This is a genomic window from Alteromonas nitratireducens, assembly GCF_040812025.1.
Classification (GTDB): Bacteria; Pseudomonadota; Gammaproteobacteria; order Enterobacterales; family Alteromonadaceae; genus Alteromonas; species Alteromonas nitratireducens.
The window spans coordinates 199,650-219,831 of the sequence record NZ_JBFNPK010000001.1 but is presented as its reverse complement, the minus strand read 5'-3'; the positions used below and the strand labels follow the sequence as shown (position 1 = coordinate 219,831).

Here is a 20,182-nt window from a genome sequence, read left to right as displayed (position 1 = left end):
CAGAGGTCAGTGTAAAAATGAAAAAAAGGTGCGAATACTGTCGCACCTTTTTTGTTTTCAATGCACAATGAAATTCTTATCACTGTGGCAGGCCCCTTCAGGGAGGAAAGATGAGCACCACTACCACAATTGAAAATGAGATGCTGTCCGGGGTTCCTGTTATCCGCGTGGATAATGCCCATGCCTCCGCTGTAGTCAGCCTGTTTGGCGGCCAGGTTCTGTCGTTTATCCCTAAATCCGATGACCAGGAACGCCTGTGGGTCAGCCCGCATGCCAACCTGGACGCTAAAAAACCTATACGCGGTGGCGTGCCGGTCTGCTGGCCATGGTTCAGTGACAGTCATGGCATGCAAAAAGGTGAACTGCCTTCGCACGGTTTTCTGCGCACACAAACATGGACGCTGACAGACTCACAACAAAACGATGACGCCACCACACTGGTACTGACGCCATCGTTCACCCGCGCTAAGGGCTTCGAGTTTGCCTGTGAGGTCACGCTGACCATTGAGATAGGACAACAATTGCGGATCAGCCTGTCGACGACGAACAGCGGCGATACGCCTTTTACGTTTACCGGCGCGTTGCACACCTATTTTACCGTGCCGGATATCCATCATGTCGCACTGAGCGGCCTGTCGGACACCTACCTTGATAAGAATAACGACTTCGCCGCGACCCCGTCACCGTCGCCGTACGTGCTGCGTGGCGAAACTGACCGTATTCACGAACAGGACGATGCCGACACCACTATCCTTTATAACGGCAAGCCATTTACGCGCGTTGTGCATCAGCAGTCTGATTCAGTGGTTGTCTGGACCCCATGGCATGGCGCCGCTTTTATTTCAGATATGGATGCGTTCAGTTTCAATCACATGGTTTGTGTTGAAACCGCCATCACCAAAGGCAAAACACTGTCGCCGGGCGAGGTGCATACGCTGACACAGATTATCAGCGCAGGAGAATAAGGAACGCGGGATAACCTGATCAAAGAAGAACAGGTTATCCCGGACCAGTGTCAGCCTTGTGCGCCGTCGACGGCATCTTTGGCGAGTTGAGTGATACGATCCCAGTCTTTAGCGGCAATCGCATCATCCGGTGCAACCCACGATCCACCCACACACATCACATTGGGTAATGCCAGATAATCACGGTAGTTGGCGGGCCCGATGCCACCGGTCGGACAGAAACGGACGTCCGGGAACGGGCCGCTGATGGACTTGATGGCTTTGACGCCGCCTGACGCTTCAGCCGGGAAAAACTTCAGGAAGGTATAACCCGCGTCTTTTCCTGTCATCAGATCAGAAATGGAAGAGATACCAGGAATAAGCGGAATACTGCCTTCCATGCCGGCTTTAAGCAGATCCGCGGTCATACCCGGGCTGATGGCAAACTTAGCCCCCGCCTCGGTCACTTCTTTAAGTTGCTGTGCATTGGTGACCGTACCGGCTCCGATTAGTGCCTCAGGCACCTCTTCTGCAATGCGTCTGATGACATTCAGCGCGACCGGCGTACGCAAGGTCACTTCAAGCACTTTGATACCACCAGCGAGCAGCGCTTTTGCCAGCGGTACAGCATTTTCCTCATCATGAATAACCAGTACCGGAACAACCGGACCAGCCTCAAAGATTTCCGCCGGGGATAATGTCCAATTCATTGTCATAACTCACTCGCTGTTTGTTGATTCATATAGGCGGCTGCGCCAAGCAATCCGTGGTCGGGTTCCGCAATCAGATAGGTTGGGATGTCTTTCACGTAATGCTTCATCTGGCCTTTGGCCTCAAAGCGGGCCCGGAAGTCGCTACTCTGCAAAAACTCGGGGAAGCGCCCTGCAATACCACCGCCGATAAACACACCGCCAGTGGTAGCCATATTCAGTGCCAGATTACCGGCAAAGCTGCCCATGATCCGGCAGAACTGCGTCAGTGCGGAGGTACAGATATCGCAACTGCCGTCCAGTGCCGCCTGCGTTACCTCAGCCGGATCATTGCGGTCTGCCGGTACATGATAATGTGCTGCGAGCGCACGGTAGATATTCAGAATACCGCGGCCTGACATCACTTCTTCTGCTGACGCGCGGCCAAACGTGGCCTGCAGATAGCGCCAGATGACCATGTCGGTTTCATCGACCGGCGCGAAGTCTACGTGGCCTCCCTCGCCATCGAGAGTCAGCCACCCCTGTTCGGTCAGCGTAATGTGCTTCACACCAAGGCCGGTGCCAGGACCGAACACTGCGGTATTGCCCCCGGCTTTGGGTGTACCGTCGCCAATTTGGATAACCTGATCGTCAGCCAGTACCGGTAACGAATGCGCCACCGCCGTAAAGTCGTTAATCACGAACAGGCCATCGAGCTTTAGCTGACGCCTGAGCGCTTGTTGTGAAAATGCCCAGCTATGGTTGGTCATCACCACCTGATCACCGGTAACCGGACAGGCAATGGCAATACAGCCGTGAGAGAAATTGTAGTCAGCCATATCACTGAAGTACTGCAGGATCGCCAGATCGATACTGGCGAAATCGTTGCACATGTACTTTTTGATATCGGCTACGCCGTTTTCTGTGACGCGGGCCAGGCGAATATTGGTCCCGCCAACGTCAGCGACAAAACGTTCAGTCATAAGACTGCTCCTGGGTATAAAAGAGTGAACAGGCGCCCTCTTCCGCCCCGGTCAGCATAGCGCGCATACCGGCAAACAGTTCTCTGCCCATCCCTTCATGGTGATGTTCAATGTCAGCTTCTTTGGCTTCTCTGGCCGCCAGCGTCTGTTCGTCAACGCACAGGGTCAGTTCACCGGTTTCTGTATTCAGCTCAATCAGGTCACCGTTTTGCACCTTAGCCAGCAGCCCGCCTTTATACGCCTCCGGCGTCACGTGAATTGCGGCCGGGACCTTCCCTGATGCACCAGACATACGTCCGTCGGTCACCAGTGCCACTTTATAGCCGCGGTCCTGGAGCACACCTAATGGCGGCGTGAGACGGTGAAGTTCTGGCATACCAATCGCCGATGGGCCCTGGAAGCGCACGACCACGATACAGTCTTTGTTCAGATCGCCTGACTTAAACGCCTCATCCAGTTCAAACTGATCCTCAAACACCACGGCCGGCGCCTTGATATGACAATGTGGCGTGCGCAGTGCTGATGTTTTAATTACCGCACGGCCAAGGTTACCCTTCAGCACACTCAGGCCACCGTCCGGCTTAAACGGTGCATCAACCGATGCCAGCACCTCTTTATCCAGTGACTCGGCCGGGCCGTCACGCCAGATTAGTTCACCGTCCTGAAGAACAGGCTCTTTGGTATATTTATCCAGCCCCTCACCCACGATAGTTTTCACATCATTATGCAGCAGTCCGGCATCAAGCAGTTGTTTGAACAGCAGTGACATCCCGCCAGCAGCAGTGAAGTGATTAATATCCGCAGAGCCATTAGGGTAAATGCGGGTCAGCAGTGGTACAGCGTTAGAGATATCTGAGAAGTCATCCCAGTTAATGATGTAGCCGGCAGCACGCGCTACCGCAATCAGGTGCATTGTGTGGTTAGTTGAGCCGCCGGTTGCCAGCAGGCCTACCAGGCCGTTCACGATGGCCTTAGCGTCTACCACCTCACCAATCGGTGTGTAATTGTCGCCCAGATCGGTCAGACGGGTCGCCTGAACCGCTGCGGCTCTGGTCAGGGCATCACGCAAAGGCGTGCCCGGGTTAACAAATGATGAGCCTGGCAAATGCAGCCCCATAATTTCAACCACCAGCTGGTTTGAGTTAGCCGTACCATAAAAGGTACAGGTGCCGGCCGAGTGGTAGGATTTTGACTCGGCATCGAGCAGTTCTTCACGACTTGCCTTGCCTTCTGCATAGGCCTGACGAACGCGGGCCTTTTCCTTGTTAGGCAGGCCTGACGGCATCGGCCCGGCAGGCACAAATACGGTCGGCAAATGCCCAAATGCCAGTGAGCCGATAAGCAATCCGGGCACGATTTTATCGCAGATCCCCAGCATCATGGCGGCATCAAACATGTTATGAGACAACGCAACCGCAGCCGCCTGCGCAATGTTGTCACGACTCATCAGGCTCAGATCCATACCGGTCTGTCCCTGGGTTACGCCGTCGCACATTGCTGGAACCCCGCCGGCGAACTGCGCAACACTGCCGACACTTTTGACCGCCTCTTTGATGATGGCCGGATACGTTTCATACGGCTGGTGTGCGGACAACATGTCGTTATAGGCCGACACAATCGCCACGTTGGCTTTGGTCATAGACCGCAAGTCTGATTTGTCCTGACTGCCACACGCAGCAAAACCATGCGCCAGATTACCGCAGGACAGCGCACCGCGATGCGGGCCCTGGCGACGCGCCTTTTCAATTTTTTCCAGATACGCTTTACGGGTATGCTGACTGCGCTCAATGATCCGCTGCGTAACGTCTGCAATCTGAGAATTCATTATTTGCCTCCTATGGCGCCCACATCAGGGTGACCGGAGCCCGGTTAACCACCGCTGACACGGGCTTTTTCGATTCATCCGCCTCTTTCAGGGCGTCGGTAAGCACCTGTTTTTTGCGTTCGCCGGTCAGGTGCAGGAAGATATTGCGGCTGTTGAGCAGCGCCGGTAATGTCAGTGAGATACGCTGATGCGGCGCGGTAGTGGGCGTCACCGCGATGCAAACGCGCCCACTGTTCATATCCAGTCCGTCGGTTACCTGTTCTGAACACGGGAATAATGACGCGGTGTGACCATCCTCGCCCATGCCCAGGATCAGGGCATCGAACGGTTGCGCCATCGACGCAATATTCGCTTCAGCCTCAGCGACCCCATCCGCCGCATCCTGTGCGCTGTTTTTGAGCGGTACAAATCGTGCTGCTGCCGCTTTGCCTGTCAGCAGATTCGCCTTCACCAGCTGTGTGTTGCTGGCGTCGTCGCTTTCATCTACCCAACGCTCATCAGCCAGCGTGACATCGACATGCTGCCAGTCCAGATCGGCCTGACTGAGCTGCTGAAATAAGGCCAGCGGTGTACGCCCGCCGCTCACGACCAGTGACGCCTTGCCGCGCGCCTGAATGGCGGTGTTTAAAATCGTTTTAAGCTCGTCTGCAAACGCGCTGGTTAACGCATCCGCATCGCTGAATTCTTTGATAGTTAATGCCATATTATTTCTTTTTCGCCTGTTTACTTTCGTACCAGCTGCGATTTTCCCGGGCCAGCAGGCCAATCGAGTCAACCGGTCCCCAGGTTCCTGCCTGATAAGGCTCTGGTGGCTCGTTTGAGGCCTCCCAGGCTTCCAGAATCGAGTCTACCCAGCGCCATGCCTGTTCAACTTCGTCACGACGGACAAACAACGCCTGGTTACCAATCATCACTTCCAGCAGCAGCTTTTCATAGGCATCCGGAATGTGCTCATTGGCAAACTCTTCAGAGAAACTCAGGTTGAGTTTGGATTTTTGCAGATCCATTGAGCCGGAACTTGTCAGGCCGGGGATTTTGTTCATTACCGTAATTTCAACGCCCTCGTCCGGCTGCAGACGAATAACCAGTTTGTTCGGTGGCAGACTCTTAAAGCTGTCGCCAAACAGGTTATGAGGCTGGCGTTTAAAGTAGATAACGACTTCACTGACTTTGGTTGGCATGCGTTTACCTGTGCGCAGATAAAACGGCACACCGGCCCAGCGCCAGTTATCAATTTCAGCCTTAATCGCAACGAATGTCTCGGTTTTGCTCTTGGTATTGGCATCCTCTTCTTCAAGGTAGCCAGGCACTTCGTTACCTTTTACAAAGCCAGCGGTATATTGGCCGCGCACTGTTGTCTCGTTGATATTAGAGGCATTGATTGGACGCAGTGCTTTCAGCACTTTGAGCTTTTCATCCCGAATGCTGTCGGCATCCAGTGTTGTCGGCGGCTCCATCGCCACCAGACTCAGAATTTGCAGCAGGTGATTTTGCACCATGTCCCGCATCTGACCGGCATCGTCGAAGTAACCCCACCGGCCTTCAATGCCGACCGACTCCGCCACACTGATTTGGACATGGTCGATACAGTTATGGTCCCAGTTGGTGGCAAAAATGGAGTTTGCGAAACGCAGAGCAATCAGGTTCAGTACCGTCTCTTTGCCCAGGTAGTGGTCAATGCGGTAGATCTGGCTTTCTTCGAAATATTCGGCCACCTGGTCATTGATGATGCGTGATGTTTCAAGGTCGTGACCGATTGGCTTTTCAAGCACAACCCGTACGCTCTTATCGATTATTTTGCAGCTGTGCAGTCCGCGGCAGATATCCCCGTAGATAGACGGTGGCGTTGCCAGATAACAGACCATCACACGCTTTGGATCGACGTGCTCTTTAAACGTCTTGTAACTTTCCTTGTCTTTCATGTCGACACAGACATAATCCAGACGGGCGCGAAGACGCTCCCACGTGTCCTGACATAATTCCTTTTCACCAAACTTAATCAGGTTTGCGTGCACCTCTTCGATGTACTCATCAAGGGTCATGTCCTGTCTTGCAACACCGATAATGGTGGTGTCTGCGTGAATAAGTTCGGCTTTTTCGAGCTGGTAAAGTGCGGGTAACAGTTTGCGCCGTGAAAGATCCCCCATCGTACCAAACAGTACGAAATCGCAGGGTTCGAATGACGTATCCAATACCATAATTGTTGACCTTCTTGTAACACCGGCAGCCGGATAAAAATTCGCCGGTTCAGGCTGCCCGGCTCAGTATTTACTCATTGATAACATAAAATGTAGTAAAATTACAACTTGATATGAATGACAGATTTCAACGTGTTGACCGAGAAAATCCGCCCATTTTCTGATAATCAGGCTGTTAAAAAATTACATTTTTCTTGTCAGAATTTTCACATTAAGTAGTATACCCCTAAGACAGATTACACACAGCCCGTCGACAGGTTGCTACATCTACATGAATATTCTAGAAAAAATTACTCAACACCGTGCAGCTTTCAGTAAATCTGAGCGCAAAGTCGCAGACGTTATACTGGCCAATCCCCAGACCGCCATTCATTCGAGTATAGCAACCCTTGCCAGAATGTCTGATGTGAGTGAGCCGACCGTTAACCGTTTCTGCCGCCGTCTGGATACCAAGGGATTTCCGGATTTCAAGCTGCACCTGGCACAGAGCCTGGCTAACGGTACACCGTATGTAAACCGTCACGTTGACGAAAACGATGGGCCGGAGGAGTATACCTCAAAGATTTTTGAATCGACCATGGCATCCCTCGAAGTCGCCAAGCAGTCTATCGACATCAATGTGGTCAATCGCGTGGTTGATTTGCTGACCCAGGCTCAGAAGATTTCATTTTTTGGCCTCGGCGCATCAGCCTCGGTCGCCCACGATGCCCTTAACAAGTTCTTCCGTTTCAATGTGCCCGTGGTGTACTTCGAAGATATTCTAATGCAGCGAATGAGCTGTATGAACTGCACTGAAGGTGATGTAGTGGTGCTGATTTCACACACTGGCCGCACCAAGAGCCTGGTTGAAATTGCCCAGATAGCAAAAATGAATGACGCCACGGTGGTAGGCATTACCTCCAAAGACAGCCCACTGGCAAACGAATGCAGTTATGTGCTGTCGCTGGATGTACCGGAAGACACCGACATGTACATGCCAATGGCCTCCCGGATTGCTCAGCTTACCCTTATCGACGTACTGGCTACCGGTTTCACCCTTCGCCGGGGCAACAAATTCAGAGAGAACCTTAAGCGCGTCAAAGACACGCTGCGCGGCTCACGCTACGAAAAACGCGCTGACTGATCCTTACGTCAGCGTGTGGTTCCCTGCCCCACGCTGTCTTATTATTTGACGGTACACCAAGTGCTGCTTCACTGGTAGGAACAGTTGTAAAATCTGACACTTTCATTCACATTTTTGTCAAATTTTACTACTATTCTGTAATAAAATTACGAAAATAAACGTACCACTGACAGTGGTGCGCCTTGTTTTACACCTTAGGACAGCGACAACATTATGACCAGAAGAACGAAAATCCTCGCCACACTGGGCCCCGCCACGGATTCAATCGAGAAAATCCAGGCCGTTCTTGCGGCCGGAGCCAACGTAGTACGCATGAACTTTTCTCATGGCCAGGCGCAGGATCACATTGAACGCGCACAACGTGTGCGACAGGCCGCTAAAAACCTCGGAAAATATGTCGCCATACTGGGGGATCTTCAGGGCCCGAAAATTCGTGTCGCCCGCTTTCAGGAAGGTTCGGTTACCTTAAGTGAAGGAAATGCGTTCACGCTGGACGCAGAACTGGGTAAAGACGATGGCAATCAGACACAGGTAGGTATTGACTACAAAGCCCTGCCTGATGATGTCAGTCAGGGGGATATCCTGCTGCTCGATGACGGCCGTATTCAGCTTGAAGTAACAGCGGTTGAAGGTCGTAAGGTGCATACCCGGGTCACTGTCGGCGGAAAACTGTCTAACAATAAAGGGATTAACCGTCTGGGTGGCGGTCTGTCAGCAGAAGCGCTGACAGCAAAAGACAAAGAGGACATCAAGGTTGCGGCTGAAATCGGTGTTGATTATCTGGCCGTTTCTTTCCCTCGCAGTGGCGCAGACCTGCAGTACGCGAGAGAACTGGCTGAGGCGGCCGGCTGCTACGCCAAAATCTGCGCCAAAGTCGAACGCGCGGAAGCGGTGGCGTCTGACGAGGCGATTGATGACATCATCAGCGCGTCCGACGCGGTCATGGTCGCCCGTGGCGATCTGGGCGTAGAGATTGGCGATGCCGAACTGGTCGGAGTCCAGAAAAAACTGATTTCCCGCTCGCGACAGCTGAACAAAGTGGTCATCACGGCTACCCAGATGATGGAGTCAATGATTGACAGTCCGATGCCAACCCGCGCCGAAGTGATGGATGTTGCGAACGCAGTACTCGATGGGACTGACGCTGTGATGCTGTCTGCAGAGACGGCGGCAGGACAATATCCGGTAGAGACCGTCCGTGCCATGGCGCGGGTCTGTGAAGGTGCTGAAACGCATCCGAGTGTAAAAATTTCCAAGCACCGTATGGACGAACAGTTTTCTTCAACCAGCGAGACCATTGCATTGTCGGCGGTTTATGCCGCTAATCACCTGCCCAGCATAAAGGCCATTGTCGGACTGACTGAGAGCGGAAACACGCTGAAGCTGATGTCGCGTATTACAACCTCACTGCCTATTATTGCGCTGTCACGTCATGAAGCGACGCTCAACGCAATGGCGCTGTTCCGCGGTGTACACCCGGTGTATTTTGATTCCAGCAACAGCGAACCCGGTCAGTTGAAAGATGATGTTATCGCGGTATTGAAGTCCCATGGGCTGGTATCATCCGGTGACAGTGTGATTATGACGTATGGTGATGTGATGGAAACCGTCGGTTCAACCAACTCCATGAAAATCGTTCAGGTAGACTAAACCAAAAAAAGCCCGGCAATGCCGGGCTTTTTTGCATTACCAGTAGTCGAAAAATTCCGCGCTGTTGAGCGGCTTCTTTTCCGGTGTTTCCACCGCCGGTGTCCCGAGATACAAAAAGCCCACCAGTTCGTCGTCTTCGGCCAGTTCAAAGCCCGCTCTGACGGTCTCACAATGCGCATAACTGCCGGTGCGCCAGATGCCGTTAAAACCTTGTGCCTGCGCAGCCATCTGCATCGCCATCACGGCACAGGCTGTCGAGGCAACCTGCTCCACCCGTGGCACTTTTTCATGTTCAACGTATTTTGTAATCGCCACGATGATCATGGGCGCCCTGAGTGGCAATTGCACAGCCCGTTCGATTTCTTTTTCTGATTTGTCGTTGTCGATAGCAGACTGCTCAAACAGGGTTCCCAGCCTGTTCAGGGCATGCCCTTCACAGACAACAAAACGCCATGGCCTCAGTGCCGCATGGTCAGGCGTGCGCAGCGCTGCCTGCATGATGTTTTCAAGAGCTTCTCCCGATGGCGCCGGCGCGGTAAGCCTGGGTTGAGAAGCACGATTGAGTAGCAACGACATAGCGTCCACAATATTCTCCTTCTTTGCCACGCATTAACGCCTTAATCCTACGCACGGATGTTGAAAAAGACCAGCCAGACTCCGGTGTACGATCAAAAAATTATTGTTCAGCGCAACGCAGTGCGCGCTCGCCCCTGCAAGCGTGCAATCAGCCAGTCAGCACTGACATAGCGCCCCCCGCCAAAAATCAGCAGAACAAACAGCATAATAAAATACGTTGCGGCAAACTCAATCCCGTTGTTGAGCACAACAAACTTACCGCTTGATGTCAGCCAGTTGTAATGGCCGTGTGCATCGAGCAGACTGTTCGCCGCGCTCAGTTTCTCAGCTGACAACATGACAGCTTCATCGTAATACAGTGTGCCGTCCGCCAACCAGGAAGAGGGATCGGCAATGGCCAGCCAGCCGTTGTCAGCATGGACAGCGAATATGGCTACCAGCATGGTGACCATCAGGGGCACGCTGGCAAGTCTTGTAAGCAGTCCTACCAGCAGTAACACACCGCCAATCAGTTCCGCCCCCGTTGCGAGTGCTGCCAGCAGCACAGGAAAAGGCAGACCCAGCCCCCACTCCGGATTGCCGAACCACTGCACGACATCGTCAAAACCCGTGTATTTATTCCAGCCTGCCTGTATCATCACCGGCGCAAGGTAAAGACGTAACAGCAATAATGGCAAGCCCTCAGCGTGGTGTCTGAGCACGTTGACTGTGTTGGTAAGGGTGGTAATCATCAATATTCCTTGTGGCGTTGTAGGTTAGCAGTGATCGGCGGCGTCAGTTTATGACGTATTGATTCAGGCAAAAGGCGTTCACCCAGCCAGTTTGCACATCGCGTTATCAGGACCGGATATGTCAAAAAAACTTTCATCTGGCAAAAAACCATCCGCGTTTTCATCGCTCATGAGAAAGGGGCAGCAAAAGGTGAAGTACCGCGCTGACAGCGGGCGCCTTCTGATGCAGCTAACGGAGAACGACCATAAGCAGATTGCGTTGCTCATCCGCCGCTGGCTGGACGACACGTCAGAAAAACAATGAGCCTGACGCTGAACCAAAGTCGGTTTCTTACAAAAAATTACAATTTTGGTTAGCGATCTACGCCGGTTTCGATAACATAGTAAAATCATAATGTAGTGAAGTATTGAGAGATCTATGGCAGCTAACGGAAGCTGGACGAAATCATTATTCGTCGGATTGTGGACAGTTCTGAATTTTGCCCGCAAACTTTTTTTCAACGTAATATTTATCGTCATCGTTATTGCGCTTTTCATTGCCCTGTCGGGTGACAAAGACCCGCTGACCGTCAACAAAAACAGCGCGCTGTATCTCAACCTTAATGGCAACCTGGTGATTGAAAAGGAAGGTGTCGATCCGTTCGAGCAGTTCCTGCAGGAAGCCTTTGGTGAAGAGCCGGAGAACCCGGAAGTCCTGGTTCGTGATGTTGTTAAGGTGCTCGACAATGCCAGACAGGATCGCCGTATTAAAGCACTGGTACTTGACCTCCATGGCCTGACCGGTGGCGGCCTGGACAAGCTACGCACGATTGCACAAGCGATAGAAACCTTTAAAACGTCAGGCAAACCCGTTTACGCCATCGGCGACTACTATACCCAGTCTCAATATTACATTGCAGCGCATGCCGACCATGTTTACCTGAACCCGGAAGGCGCCATGATGCTAGAGGGCTATGGTCGTTATTCACTGTATTTCCGCGACATGCTGGAAAAACTGCAGGTCACCACGCACGTGTTTCGTGTAGGTACTTACAAATCTGCGGTAGAACCCTTTATCCGTAATGATATGTCAGAGGCGGCTAAAGAAGCGAATCTGCAATGGCTGGACGCTTACTGGACGCAGTATAAAGAAGACGTCGCGGCTGCACGCAGCATGCCAATTGATAACTTCGACGAATCCCTTGACGGCCTGCTGGCTAAATTCAATGACGTCAACGGTGACTTCGCCACCTATGCACTTGAAAACCAGTGGGTTGATGCGCTCAAAACCCGTGAGGAGATCCGTCAGGAGCTGGTTGAGCTGGTCGGTAAAGACCAGAATGGTCTCGGCGTTAATTTCACGCCATACAGCACGTATGTGAAAGTGGTCAATCCGCCCCTGCCGAAGAATGAGCCAACCACGGATACGGTTGCCATTGTAGTGGCAAAAGGTAACATCCTGAATGGTGAGCAACGCGCCGGTAACATTGGTGGCGACTCTACTGCCCGCCTGCTCAGAAAAGCCCGCATGAACGACAGCATTAAAGCCGTGGTGCTGCAGGTTGACTCCCCCGGCGGCAGCGCCTTTGCCTCAGAAATCATCCGACAGGAAGTCCTGGAACTGAAAAAAGCCGGCAAACCGGTGGTTGTATCGATGGGCACCTATGCGGCGTCAGGCGGTTACTGGATTTCAGCGGATGCAGACAGGATTTTTGCCTCGCCAAGTACCATTACCGGTTCCATCGGGGTGTTTGGCATGTTCCTGACGTTTGAGAAGTCGCTGTCATATCTTGGTGTGAATAGCGACGGTGTTGGCAGTACAGAACTGACCGGCATGTCTGCCGCCCGAGGCCTCAGCCCCGAGTTCAGTCAGCTTATTCAGCGCAGTGTTGAAAACAACTATCACGACTTTATTTCAATGGTTGCCGATGCCCGGGATATGACAGTGGAAGCCGTTGACAGTATTGCACAGGGCCGCGTATGGATTGGTGAGGATGCGGTAGAACTGGGCCTGGTTGATGAACTCGGCAATCTGGATGACGCCGTTGCTGCTGCCGCAGAACTGGCAGGCCTTGAACAGTATGACCGCTATTACGTTGAGCGCCCGCTTTCCGCGCAGGAACTTTTCTGGAAAGAGTTCTTCGGTCAGGCTCTGGTGTTTGCTGCACGCTGGCAGTTTGCCGACTCCAACAGCCCGCTGGTTGGTATGGTGAAAGACGTGCTGTCTACCATGGACGATTTCCATCGTCTTAACGACCCCATGGGCGTTTACGTGCTGTGTCTTCAGTGTGAGGTAAACTGATATCGCAGCACATGATATACCGGCGGCGCTGCGCGTCGCCGTTAGCGATAAGGTTGAAGCGTGCTATGCCCTCGCTGAACACGCGCTGTCACGCACATTTCCTCTCCCGGCAATAACGTTTCGCCGCAGTGGAAAAAATGCCGGCACCGCATTCCTGCAGCAAAACCGCATCAACTTTCACCCGGTTCTGCTAAAAGAAAATCAAGCCGCCTTTTTCTCTGACGTGATACCACATGAAGTCAGTCACCTGCTGGTATGGCAATGCTTTGGTAAAGTCAGGCCTCATGGCAAAGAATGGCAGGCAATGATGCGCGACATCTTTGGCTGTACCCCGTCCACCACGCACAGCTTCAGCACACAGTCTTTAGGCATCAAAGGGTTTAGCTACCGCTGCGCCTGCGAAGGCACCATCACGCTCTCCACGCGGCGGCATAACACCATACAACGGGGCGGAAAATACCGCTGCGGACGATGTCATACCGTGCTGACGCCAGTCGCATAAGCTGCCACTGCCAGCAAAAATTTCCGCCTCGGTTAGTGAAGTAAGTGTGTCTGGCAACAGACCTTATTGATTTCAAATGAACCGGAACCTAGCCGGACGATCAAAAAAGATTAAAAATGTTTAACCAAACCAGTTGCGGGTGAACGCGCTGTCGAGGTCGTCGAATGCGTTTTTTAATAAACGGGCCAGTTCAATGTAACGAGGTCGCGAGGGAGGCACATGCACATTACAGCCCTGTTGGCGCATACGGTCGTGAATTTGCCGGTACCACTGGCGTAACGCGGGGGGTAATTGCTGATTTGCACGATGACCCAGCCACAACAGTCCCTGCACCGGCAGACTCATAAAAAACAAGCCTATCGCCAGCGTCTGGGGCAAATGGGCACTGCCCTGCAGCTGGAACAGCACGGCACAGACCAGTACAGCCGCAGGCGGCATAACCTTAAGCGCGAAGCGCGTTCCACCCACCACCCGGCACTCTGGAAAGAGCGGATAGAGTTCTTTCTTCATGGGCCAGGTTTTCATGTACTGTTGCCCGTCGTGCAACAGGGTCATCAACGATTGTGCCATCTACTGTTACCGTTGTTGATTGATGTGACGTCGGCATCGACGTCGATTATTGGCTTTTACGCGTCACTTTTCATTATAGCGCAGTTCCCCAAGGCAGTGACAATCCATTCGGATAAAGGCATCATATACCAATTCGCAGTTCAGCAGCCAGATTCACGTTTCAGTTACGCCTTGAATTAGCCTGTTCTGCCCTCACCTACCGAATAACAGAATGACTGACGTTCGCGCAGCGAACATCACTATGCGGAGAAAAAAATGGCAGAAAGCAGACACGTTCGTCTACTTATCTTAGGTTCTGGCCCGGCGGGCTATTCAGCAGCGGTTTACGCGGCCCGTGCTAACCTTGAGCCGGTTCTGCTGACCGGCATTCAGCAGGGTGGACAGCTTACCACCACAACAGAAGTTGAAAACTGGCCAGGTGATCCGGAAGGGCTGACCGGTCCGGATCTGATGGTTCGCATGCAGAAACATGCCGAGAAATTTAATACCGAAATTATTTTCGACCATATCAATAAAACCGACCTGAGCAAACGCCCGTTCACGCTGCATGGCGACAACGGCACCTATACCTGCGATGCACTGATTATTGCAACTGGTGCATCAGCGAAGTACCTTGGTCTTGAGTCAGAACAGGCGTTTATGGGCAAAGGCGTATCAGCCTGTGCCACGTGTGACGGTTTCTTTTACAAAAATCAGAAAGTGGCCGTCGTTGGCGGTGGTAATACCGCGGTCGAAGAAGCCCTTTACCTGTCAAATATTGCCTCAGAAGTTCACGTGGTCCATCGCCGCGACACGTTCCGCAGTGAAAAGATCCTTGAACAGCGCCTGCGTGACAAGGCAGAAAATGGCAATGTTGTCCTTCATCTGAATCGCACGCTTGACGAAGTCATTGGTGACGAAATGGGCGTGACAAAGATCCGTATCAAAGACACGCAGAGCGATGCGACGGAAGAACTGGACATCATGGGGCTGTTTATTGCTATCGGCCACAAACCGAATACCGACATTTTCGCCGGACAGCTGGAAATGAAAGACGGCTACATTGTGGTTAACAGCGGTCTGAACGGCAACGCCACGCAAACCAGCGTAGAAGGCGTCTTTGCCGCCGGCGATGTATCTGACCACGTGTACCGTCAGGCCATCACCTCTGCTGGCACTGGCTGTATGGCTGCGCTGGACGCAGAAAAATATCTGGACGGCCTGGCAGACAAATAAAAAGGACGGGGCCAAACGGCCCCGTATTTTCCTATGGTGCTGGAACTTCCCTTTCTTGGCAGCGCAACGCCCTTCCCGCCGGTCAGTACCGCACTTGATTATCCCAACGGATTGCTTGCCTATGGCGGCGATTTGAGTGTCAGCCGACTGCTGTCGGCGTATGCCCAGGGTATTTTCCCCTGGTACTCTGAGAACGAGCCCATTTTATGGTGGTCGCCGGATCCGCGCGCCATTATCGAGCTGGATGGCTTTAAGGCGTCACGCAGCCTGCGAAAACTAGCACGCCAGCGGCGCTACCGCGTCACCCTGAATCATGCTTTTACCGATGTCATCCAGTCCTGCGCCAGTATCCCCAGAGCCATGCCAGATGGCGAAGGCGTCAGCCACGACACCTGGATAACGCGTGATATGCAGCAGGCCTATATCCGCCTGCATGATGAAGGCTACGCACATTCTGTTGAAGTGTGGGACCAGCAAACGCTGGTTGGCGGACTGTACGGCGTGGGAATAGGACGCATATTCTGTGGTGAGTCAATGTTTCACCGTCAGAGTAATGCATCAAAACTCGCGTTGATGGCACTGGTTGAACATATGCAGCGGCATGATATGGCCTTTATTGATTGTCAGATGCCAACAGAGCATCTCGCGTCACTGGGCGCAAAAACGATTGCCAAAAATGACTTTCTGTTACGTCTTGACGGCAATACTGCAACCCATAGCCGCAACGGGGACAAGTTACCCGCGTATGCCGACTGCTGGTCTGCCGGTGATATTACGCCATGAAATTCGGTATCACACAGCGCTTTTCGTGTAGCTACCTACCCGATGAGCAGGAGCAATTACTGGTGCTGGCGGATGAAACCGCCCCGTTACCTGACACCTATGGCAAACTGATCCAGGTCGGCTTTCGTCGCAGTGGTGAACAGATTTACCGGCCTCACTGCCCCGCCTGCGACGCCTGTCAGTCGGTCAGGATCCCCGTGCACGACTTTGCGCCAAGTCGCAGTCAGAAACGTGTTTCAAAACGCTGTGCAGGCTTCACAACACGACTCTCCTACACACCGCACGAGCATTATTATGCCCTGTACGAGCACTACATCACGGCGCGGCATCAGGACGGCGGTATGTATCCGCCGTCACGAACGCAGTATGAACACTTTATCCTGTGTCAGTGGCGTACCCCGCTTTTTATAGAGGCGTGGGATAATGACCTGTTAATCGCGGTCGCGGTGACTGACATGATTGACAATGGCCAGCAGCACCGCGCGCTGTCTGCCTTGTATACGTTTTTTCATCCTGACTATGACAGCTTCTCACTGGGGACCTGGATGATCCTTAATCAGATAAAAACGGCACAGCAATTACAGCGGGATTATCTGTATCTGGGTTATTATGTCGGGGGATGCCAGAAAATGTCATACAAACACCAGTTTTATCCGTATGAGACATTTATTGCGGATAAATGGCAGCGATTTGAGAAAAAAGCCGCCTCGCGACTTTACACGCCGCCGGATATTGGTTAATGTTCGCGCGGCAAAATATTGACTTACTGAGGTAACTGCTTTACATGGCGAAAGAAGATTGCATTGAAATGGAAGGTACGGTGCTCGACACCCTGCCTAACACTATGTTCCGCGTTGAACTGGAAAATGGTCACGTGGTGACTGCACACATCTCCGGCAAAATGCGTAAAAACTATATCCGTATCCTGACCGGTGATAAGGTCACTGTGGAGATGACACCTTACGACCTGACAAAAGGTCGTATCGTTTATCGTGCCAGATAATGCGCCAGTAAGCGGTAACACGCACTCAAAAAAAAGCCCGACATGTGTCGGGCTTTTTTGTTTCTGGACTCAGTTCGATTCGGCTTCCTCGCTCTTCTCACTGGCATTACTGAAGGTAAACTTCAGTTTGCCATCGACAAGGTCGATTACCGCACTGCCGCCTTTGTCGAGATCACCGAATAACAGGGCGCTGGCCAATTCTTTCTTGATCTCATCCTTAATGATGCGCGCCATCGGCCGGGCTCCCATCGCCTTATCGTAGCCTTTATCGGCAAGGTACTGACGGGCAGCCTGACTGACTTCCATGGTTACCCCCTTCACATCCAGTTGTGCCTGCAATTCGGTCAGGAACTTATCAACAACCTGAAGAATGATATCGGTATCCAGATGGTTGAACCAGATGATGCCGTCAAGGCGGTTACGGAATTCGGGTGAAAATACCTTATTGATTTCCGATAACGCATCATGGCTGTGATCCTGCTGCTTAAAGCCAATCGACTTGCGTACCGTTTCCTGCACACCGGCATTGGTTGTCATCACCAGTACCACATTGCGGAAGTCAACCTTACGTCCGTTGTTGTCGGTCAGTGTACCGTGATCCATCACCTGCAGCAGAATGTTGTAGATATCACTGTGCGCTTTTTCGATTTCGTCCAGCAGTACCACCGAATACGGATGCTTTATCACCGCATCAGTCAGCAGGCCACCCTGTTCGAAACCGACATAACCCGGAGGCGCGCCAATCAGACGGCTTACCGCGTGACGTTCCATATACTCCGACATATCAAAGCGGATTAACTCAACGCCCATGATTTTTGCCAGTTGCTGGGTTACCTCGGTTTTCCCTACACCGGTCGGACCGGCGAACAGGAAACTGCCAATCGGCTTTTCTTCAGCCCCCAGCCCTGAGCGCGACAGATGAATGGCATCTGTCAGTGACTCAATGGCTTTATCCTGGCCGAACACCACCATTTTCAGGTTTCGGCCAAGGTTTTTGAGCACTTCACGGTCTGACGCGGATACCGACTTCTCCGGAATTCGCGCCATTTTGGCGATGATCTGCTCAATATCAGAGACGTTAATCGTCTTTTTACGCTTAGACTGTGGCAACAGGCGCTGGCTTGCTCCCGCTTCGTCCATAACGTCAATCGCCTTATCCGGCAGATGACGTTCATTGATATAGCGCGCCGACAGCTCGGCAGCAGCCTGCAGAGCCTTTTGCGTAAACCGCACACTGTGATGTTCTTCATAACGGGATTTCAGCCCCTGAAGGATCTTGGTGGTGTCACTGACACTGGGCTCTGCCACATCAATTTTCTGGAATCGACGGGCCAGCGCACGGTCTTTCTCAAAAATTCCCTGATATTCCTGATACGTGGTCGAGCCGATACAGCGAAGTTCACCGCTCGACAGTTTCGGTTTCAGCAGGTTTGACGCATCCATTACGCCACCGGATGCCGCACCGGCACCAATGATGGTGTGTATTTCGTCGATAAACAAAATGGCGTCAGGGTCTTTAGTCAGCTCTCTGAGGATACTCTTCAGACGCTTCTCAAAATCACCGCGATACTTGGTACCGGCCAGCAAGCCGCCAAGATCCAATGAATAAACCGTACTGTTGGCGATAACCTCAGGAACGTCCTCGTTGACAATGCGGTATGCCAGACCTTCCGCAATTGCAGTTTTACCGACACCGGCTTCACCCACCAGCAGCGGATTGTTCTTACGACGACGGCACAGCACCTGAATCGTTCGCTCAACTTCGGCATCCCGGCCAATCAGCGGGTCAATCTTGCCCTCTTTCGCCAGGCGGTTTAAGTCGGTTGAATATTTGCTCAGCGCGCTTTGTGACTCTTCGCCTTCACCGCCCTCTTCTCCGGCGTCATTGCTGGCGCGCTCTTCGTCGTCAGCTTTGCTGACGCCGTGACTGATGTAATTAACAACATCCAGACGGGTAACATCGGCCTTTTTCAGAATGTAAACCGCCTGCGACTCCTGCTCGCTGAAGATGGCAACCAGGACATTCGCACCGGTAACCTCATCCTTACCGGATGACTGCACGTGAAACACCGCGCGCTGTAACACGCGCTGGAAGCCCAGTGTGGGTTGCGTCTCACGGTCGTTAATCTGGTCATCCAGAATCAGCGGCGTGGTATCTTTAACAAACTCGATAAGTTCGGCCTTGATGGATTCAATATTGGCTCCACAAGCTTTCAGGGCATCACGCGCCGCACCATTGTCCAGCAGAGCAAGCAACAGGTGCTCTACGGTCATGAATTCATGGCGGTGTTCTCTGGCAAACACAAATGCCTGATTCAGTGTTTGCTCTAACTCTTTGTTCAACATATCGCTCGCCCTCTTACTAACTTACGCCTGCTCCATGGTGCACATAAGCGGGTGTTGATGCTTACGCGCATACTGATTGACCTGCATGACTTTGGTCTCTGCAATCTCTGCAGTGAAAATGCCACACACCGCTTTGCCCTGGTAATGCACCGTGAGCATCAGCTGATTGGCCTTCTCAGCATCCATATTGAAAAAACGCATGAGTACTTCGATAACAAAATCCATCGGGGTGTAGTCATCATTATTCAACAACACTTTATACATCGGCGGTGGCTGGGTTTTCTTGCGCTCCGCTTCCTTTTGCTTTTCCCGTTCTATACTTATCGCGTTGTCTTTACTCATAATCTAATGATAGTGCTTTCAAACGCCTTGTCGCAGAATTTTTACCATTTTATTAATTCTACAATTTGCGCTTGACATAATGTGGTTAAAATATCTACATTTTTAAAGTGAGTTGTGATCAGTTCACCGACTCACTCGCCCTAAGACTTATTGTGGGGTCAGTCAGGTGTGAGTTCAAGGATTAAGAGGAAGTCGAAGTATGGCGGTTGGTAAAGTTAAATGGTTTAACAACGCAAAGGGGTTTGGTTTTATCGTTCCTGAAGATGGTGGTGAAGATATCTTTGCTCACTACTCTACGATTCAAATGGAAGGATACCGTTCGCTGAAAGCGGGACAGGAAGTGACGTTTGACGTACAGCAAGGGCCCAAAGGTCTGCACGCGGAAAACATCGGGGTTGTTGACGAGCCCGAGCGATAAGCT

General features: G+C 52.2%; 21 protein-coding genes. 11 read left to right on the top strand and 10 right to left on the bottom strand.

Annotated elements, in window-relative coordinates; all coding sequences use genetic code 11:
* Positions 1 to 110: 110 nt before the first annotated feature.
* Positions 111 to 965 carry a D-hexose-6-phosphate mutarotase gene (locus tag AB1N33_RS00995; RefSeq protein WP_411269656.1) on the top strand — a complete coding sequence of 285 codons (855 nt, stop codon included), beginning with the start codon at positions 111 to 113 and terminating at the stop codon, positions 963 to 965.
* 50 nt (positions 966 to 1,015) lie between these two features.
* On the opposite strand, the gene AB1N33_RS00990 is transcribed toward AB1N33_RS00995, so the two are convergent.
* Genes AB1N33_RS00990 through zwf form a run of 5 tightly spaced genes read right to left on the bottom strand, consistent with a single transcriptional unit; the run spans position 1,016 to position 6,639 of the window.
* Positions 1,016 to 1,660, bottom strand: coding sequence for a bifunctional 4-hydroxy-2-oxoglutarate aldolase/2-dehydro-3-deoxy-phosphogluconate aldolase (locus AB1N33_RS00990; RefSeq protein WP_411269655.1), 645 nt, complete (start codon positions 1,658 to 1,660; stop codon positions 1,016 to 1,018).
* Positions 1,657 to 2,616, bottom strand: coding sequence for a glucokinase (locus AB1N33_RS00985; RefSeq protein ID WP_411269654.1), 960 nt, complete (start codon positions 2,614 to 2,616; stop codon positions 1,657 to 1,659). The genes AB1N33_RS00990 and AB1N33_RS00985 overlap by 4 nt, the downstream gene beginning before the upstream one ends.
* A complete protein-coding gene (gene edd / locus AB1N33_RS00980) occupies positions 2,609 to 4,441 on the bottom strand; it encodes a phosphogluconate dehydratase (RefSeq protein ID WP_411269653.1) in 1,833 nt (610 codons plus the stop codon). The genes AB1N33_RS00985 and edd overlap by 8 nt, the downstream gene beginning before the upstream one ends.
* A gap of 10 nt (positions 4,442 to 4,451) precedes the next feature.
* Positions 4,452 to 5,144 (bottom strand): 6-phosphogluconolactonase, encoded by a 693-nt coding sequence (gene pgl / locus AB1N33_RS00975; RefSeq protein ID WP_411269652.1) that lies wholly within the window; start codon positions 5,142 to 5,144, stop codon positions 4,452 to 4,454.
* 1 nt (position 5,145) lies between these two features.
* The gene (gene zwf, locus AB1N33_RS00970) at positions 5,146 to 6,639 is read right to left on the bottom strand and encodes a glucose-6-phosphate dehydrogenase (RefSeq protein ID WP_411269651.1); all 1,494 of its coding nucleotides are present in this window, start codon (positions 6,637 to 6,639) and stop codon (positions 5,146 to 5,148) included.
* A 271-nt stretch (positions 6,640 to 6,910) separates the two neighbouring features.
* Between zwf and AB1N33_RS00965 the strand changes: the two genes are divergently transcribed.
* Together AB1N33_RS00965 and pyk are read left to right on the top strand one after the other, a co-directional pair.
* On the top strand, positions 6,911 to 7,762 hold the full coding sequence (locus AB1N33_RS00965) for a MurR/RpiR family transcriptional regulator (RefSeq protein WP_411269650.1): 852 nt from the start codon (positions 6,911 to 6,913) through the stop codon (positions 7,760 to 7,762).
* Positions 7,763 to 7,975: 213 nt separating this feature from the next.
* Entirely contained in the window at positions 7,976 to 9,412 is a 1,437-nt protein-coding gene (pyk, locus tag AB1N33_RS00960; protein WP_411269649.1) for a pyruvate kinase, read from the top strand.
* A gap of 36 nt (positions 9,413 to 9,448) precedes the next feature.
* On the opposite strand, the gene AB1N33_RS00955 is transcribed toward pyk, so the two are convergent.
* Positions 9,449 to 9,997, bottom strand: coding sequence for an NAD(P)H nitroreductase (locus AB1N33_RS00955; protein ID WP_411269648.1), 549 nt, complete (start codon positions 9,995 to 9,997; stop codon positions 9,449 to 9,451).
* Between the two features lie 98 nt (positions 9,998 to 10,095).
* Positions 10,096 to 10,719 (bottom strand): HvfX family Cu-binding RiPP maturation protein, encoded by a 624-nt coding sequence (locus AB1N33_RS00950; RefSeq protein ID WP_411269647.1) that lies wholly within the window; start codon positions 10,717 to 10,719, stop codon positions 10,096 to 10,098.
* Between the two features lie 118 nt (positions 10,720 to 10,837).
* Between AB1N33_RS00950 and AB1N33_RS00945 the strand changes: the two genes are divergently transcribed.
* The 3 genes from AB1N33_RS00945 (at position 10,838) to AB1N33_RS00935 (ending at position 13,502) form a co-directional block, all read left to right on the top strand.
* Positions 10,838 to 11,023 (top strand): hypothetical protein, encoded by a 186-nt coding sequence (locus tag AB1N33_RS00945; RefSeq protein WP_411269646.1) that lies wholly within the window; start codon positions 10,838 to 10,840, stop codon positions 11,021 to 11,023.
* Positions 11,024 to 11,137: 114 nt separating this feature from the next.
* The gene (gene sppA / locus AB1N33_RS00940; RefSeq protein WP_411269645.1) at positions 11,138 to 13,000 is read left to right on the top strand and encodes a signal peptide peptidase SppA; all 1,863 of its coding nucleotides are present in this window, start codon (positions 11,138 to 11,140) and stop codon (positions 12,998 to 13,000) included.
* Between the two features lies 1 nt (position 13,001).
* The gene (locus tag AB1N33_RS00935) at positions 13,002 to 13,502 is read left to right on the top strand and encodes a SprT family zinc-dependent metalloprotease (protein ID WP_411269972.1); all 501 of its coding nucleotides are present in this window, start codon (positions 13,002 to 13,004) and stop codon (positions 13,500 to 13,502) included.
* Positions 13,503 to 13,622: 120 nt separating this feature from the next.
* On the opposite strand, the gene yfbV is transcribed toward AB1N33_RS00935, so the two are convergent.
* Positions 13,623 to 14,072, bottom strand: coding sequence for a terminus macrodomain insulation protein YfbV (gene yfbV, locus AB1N33_RS00930; RefSeq protein ID WP_411269644.1), 450 nt, complete (start codon positions 14,070 to 14,072; stop codon positions 13,623 to 13,625).
* Between the two features lie 255 nt (positions 14,073 to 14,327).
* On the opposite strand from yfbV, the gene trxB reads away from it, so the two are divergent.
* Genes trxB through infA form a run of 4 tightly spaced genes read left to right on the top strand, consistent with a single transcriptional unit; the run spans position 14,328 to position 17,073 of the window.
* Positions 14,328 to 15,287: a thioredoxin-disulfide reductase gene (gene trxB, locus AB1N33_RS00925; RefSeq protein WP_411269643.1), complete on the top strand. Its 960-nt coding sequence runs from the start codon at positions 14,328 to 14,330 to the stop codon at positions 15,285 to 15,287.
* Between the two features lie 36 nt (positions 15,288 to 15,323).
* Complete coding sequence (gene aat / locus AB1N33_RS00920; protein WP_411269971.1) at positions 15,324 to 16,070, top strand: leucyl/phenylalanyl-tRNA--protein transferase; 747 nt, start codon at positions 15,324 to 15,326, stop codon at positions 16,068 to 16,070.
* The gene (locus AB1N33_RS00915; protein WP_411269642.1) at positions 16,067 to 16,810 is read left to right on the top strand and encodes an arginyltransferase; all 744 of its coding nucleotides are present in this window, start codon (positions 16,067 to 16,069) and stop codon (positions 16,808 to 16,810) included. Before aat ends, AB1N33_RS00915 begins: the two co-directional genes overlap by 4 nt.
* A gap of 44 nt (positions 16,811 to 16,854) precedes the next feature.
* A complete protein-coding gene (gene infA / locus AB1N33_RS00910; RefSeq protein ID WP_014949333.1) occupies positions 16,855 to 17,073 on the top strand; it encodes a translation initiation factor IF-1 in 219 nt (72 codons plus the stop codon).
* 69 nt (positions 17,074 to 17,142) lie between these two features.
* On the opposite strand, the gene clpA is transcribed toward infA, so the two are convergent.
* Together clpA and clpS are read right to left on the bottom strand one after the other, a co-directional pair.
* Positions 17,143 to 19,419, bottom strand: a complete 2,277-nt coding sequence (gene clpA / locus AB1N33_RS00905; RefSeq protein ID WP_411269641.1) for an ATP-dependent Clp protease ATP-binding subunit ClpA — start codon at positions 19,417 to 19,419, stop codon at positions 17,143 to 17,145.
* A 21-nt stretch (positions 19,420 to 19,440) separates the two neighbouring features.
* Complete coding sequence (clpS, locus tag AB1N33_RS00900) at positions 19,441 to 19,761, bottom strand: ATP-dependent Clp protease adapter ClpS (protein WP_411269640.1); 321 nt, start codon at positions 19,759 to 19,761, stop codon at positions 19,441 to 19,443.
* 199 nt (positions 19,762 to 19,960) lie between these two features.
* On the opposite strand from clpS, the gene cspD reads away from it, so the two are divergent.
* Positions 19,961 to 20,179 carry a cold shock domain-containing protein CspD gene (cspD, locus tag AB1N33_RS00895; protein WP_216028037.1) on the top strand — a complete coding sequence of 73 codons (219 nt, stop codon included), beginning with the start codon at positions 19,961 to 19,963 and terminating at the stop codon, positions 20,177 to 20,179.
* Positions 20,180 to 20,182: the final 3 nt, after the last annotated feature.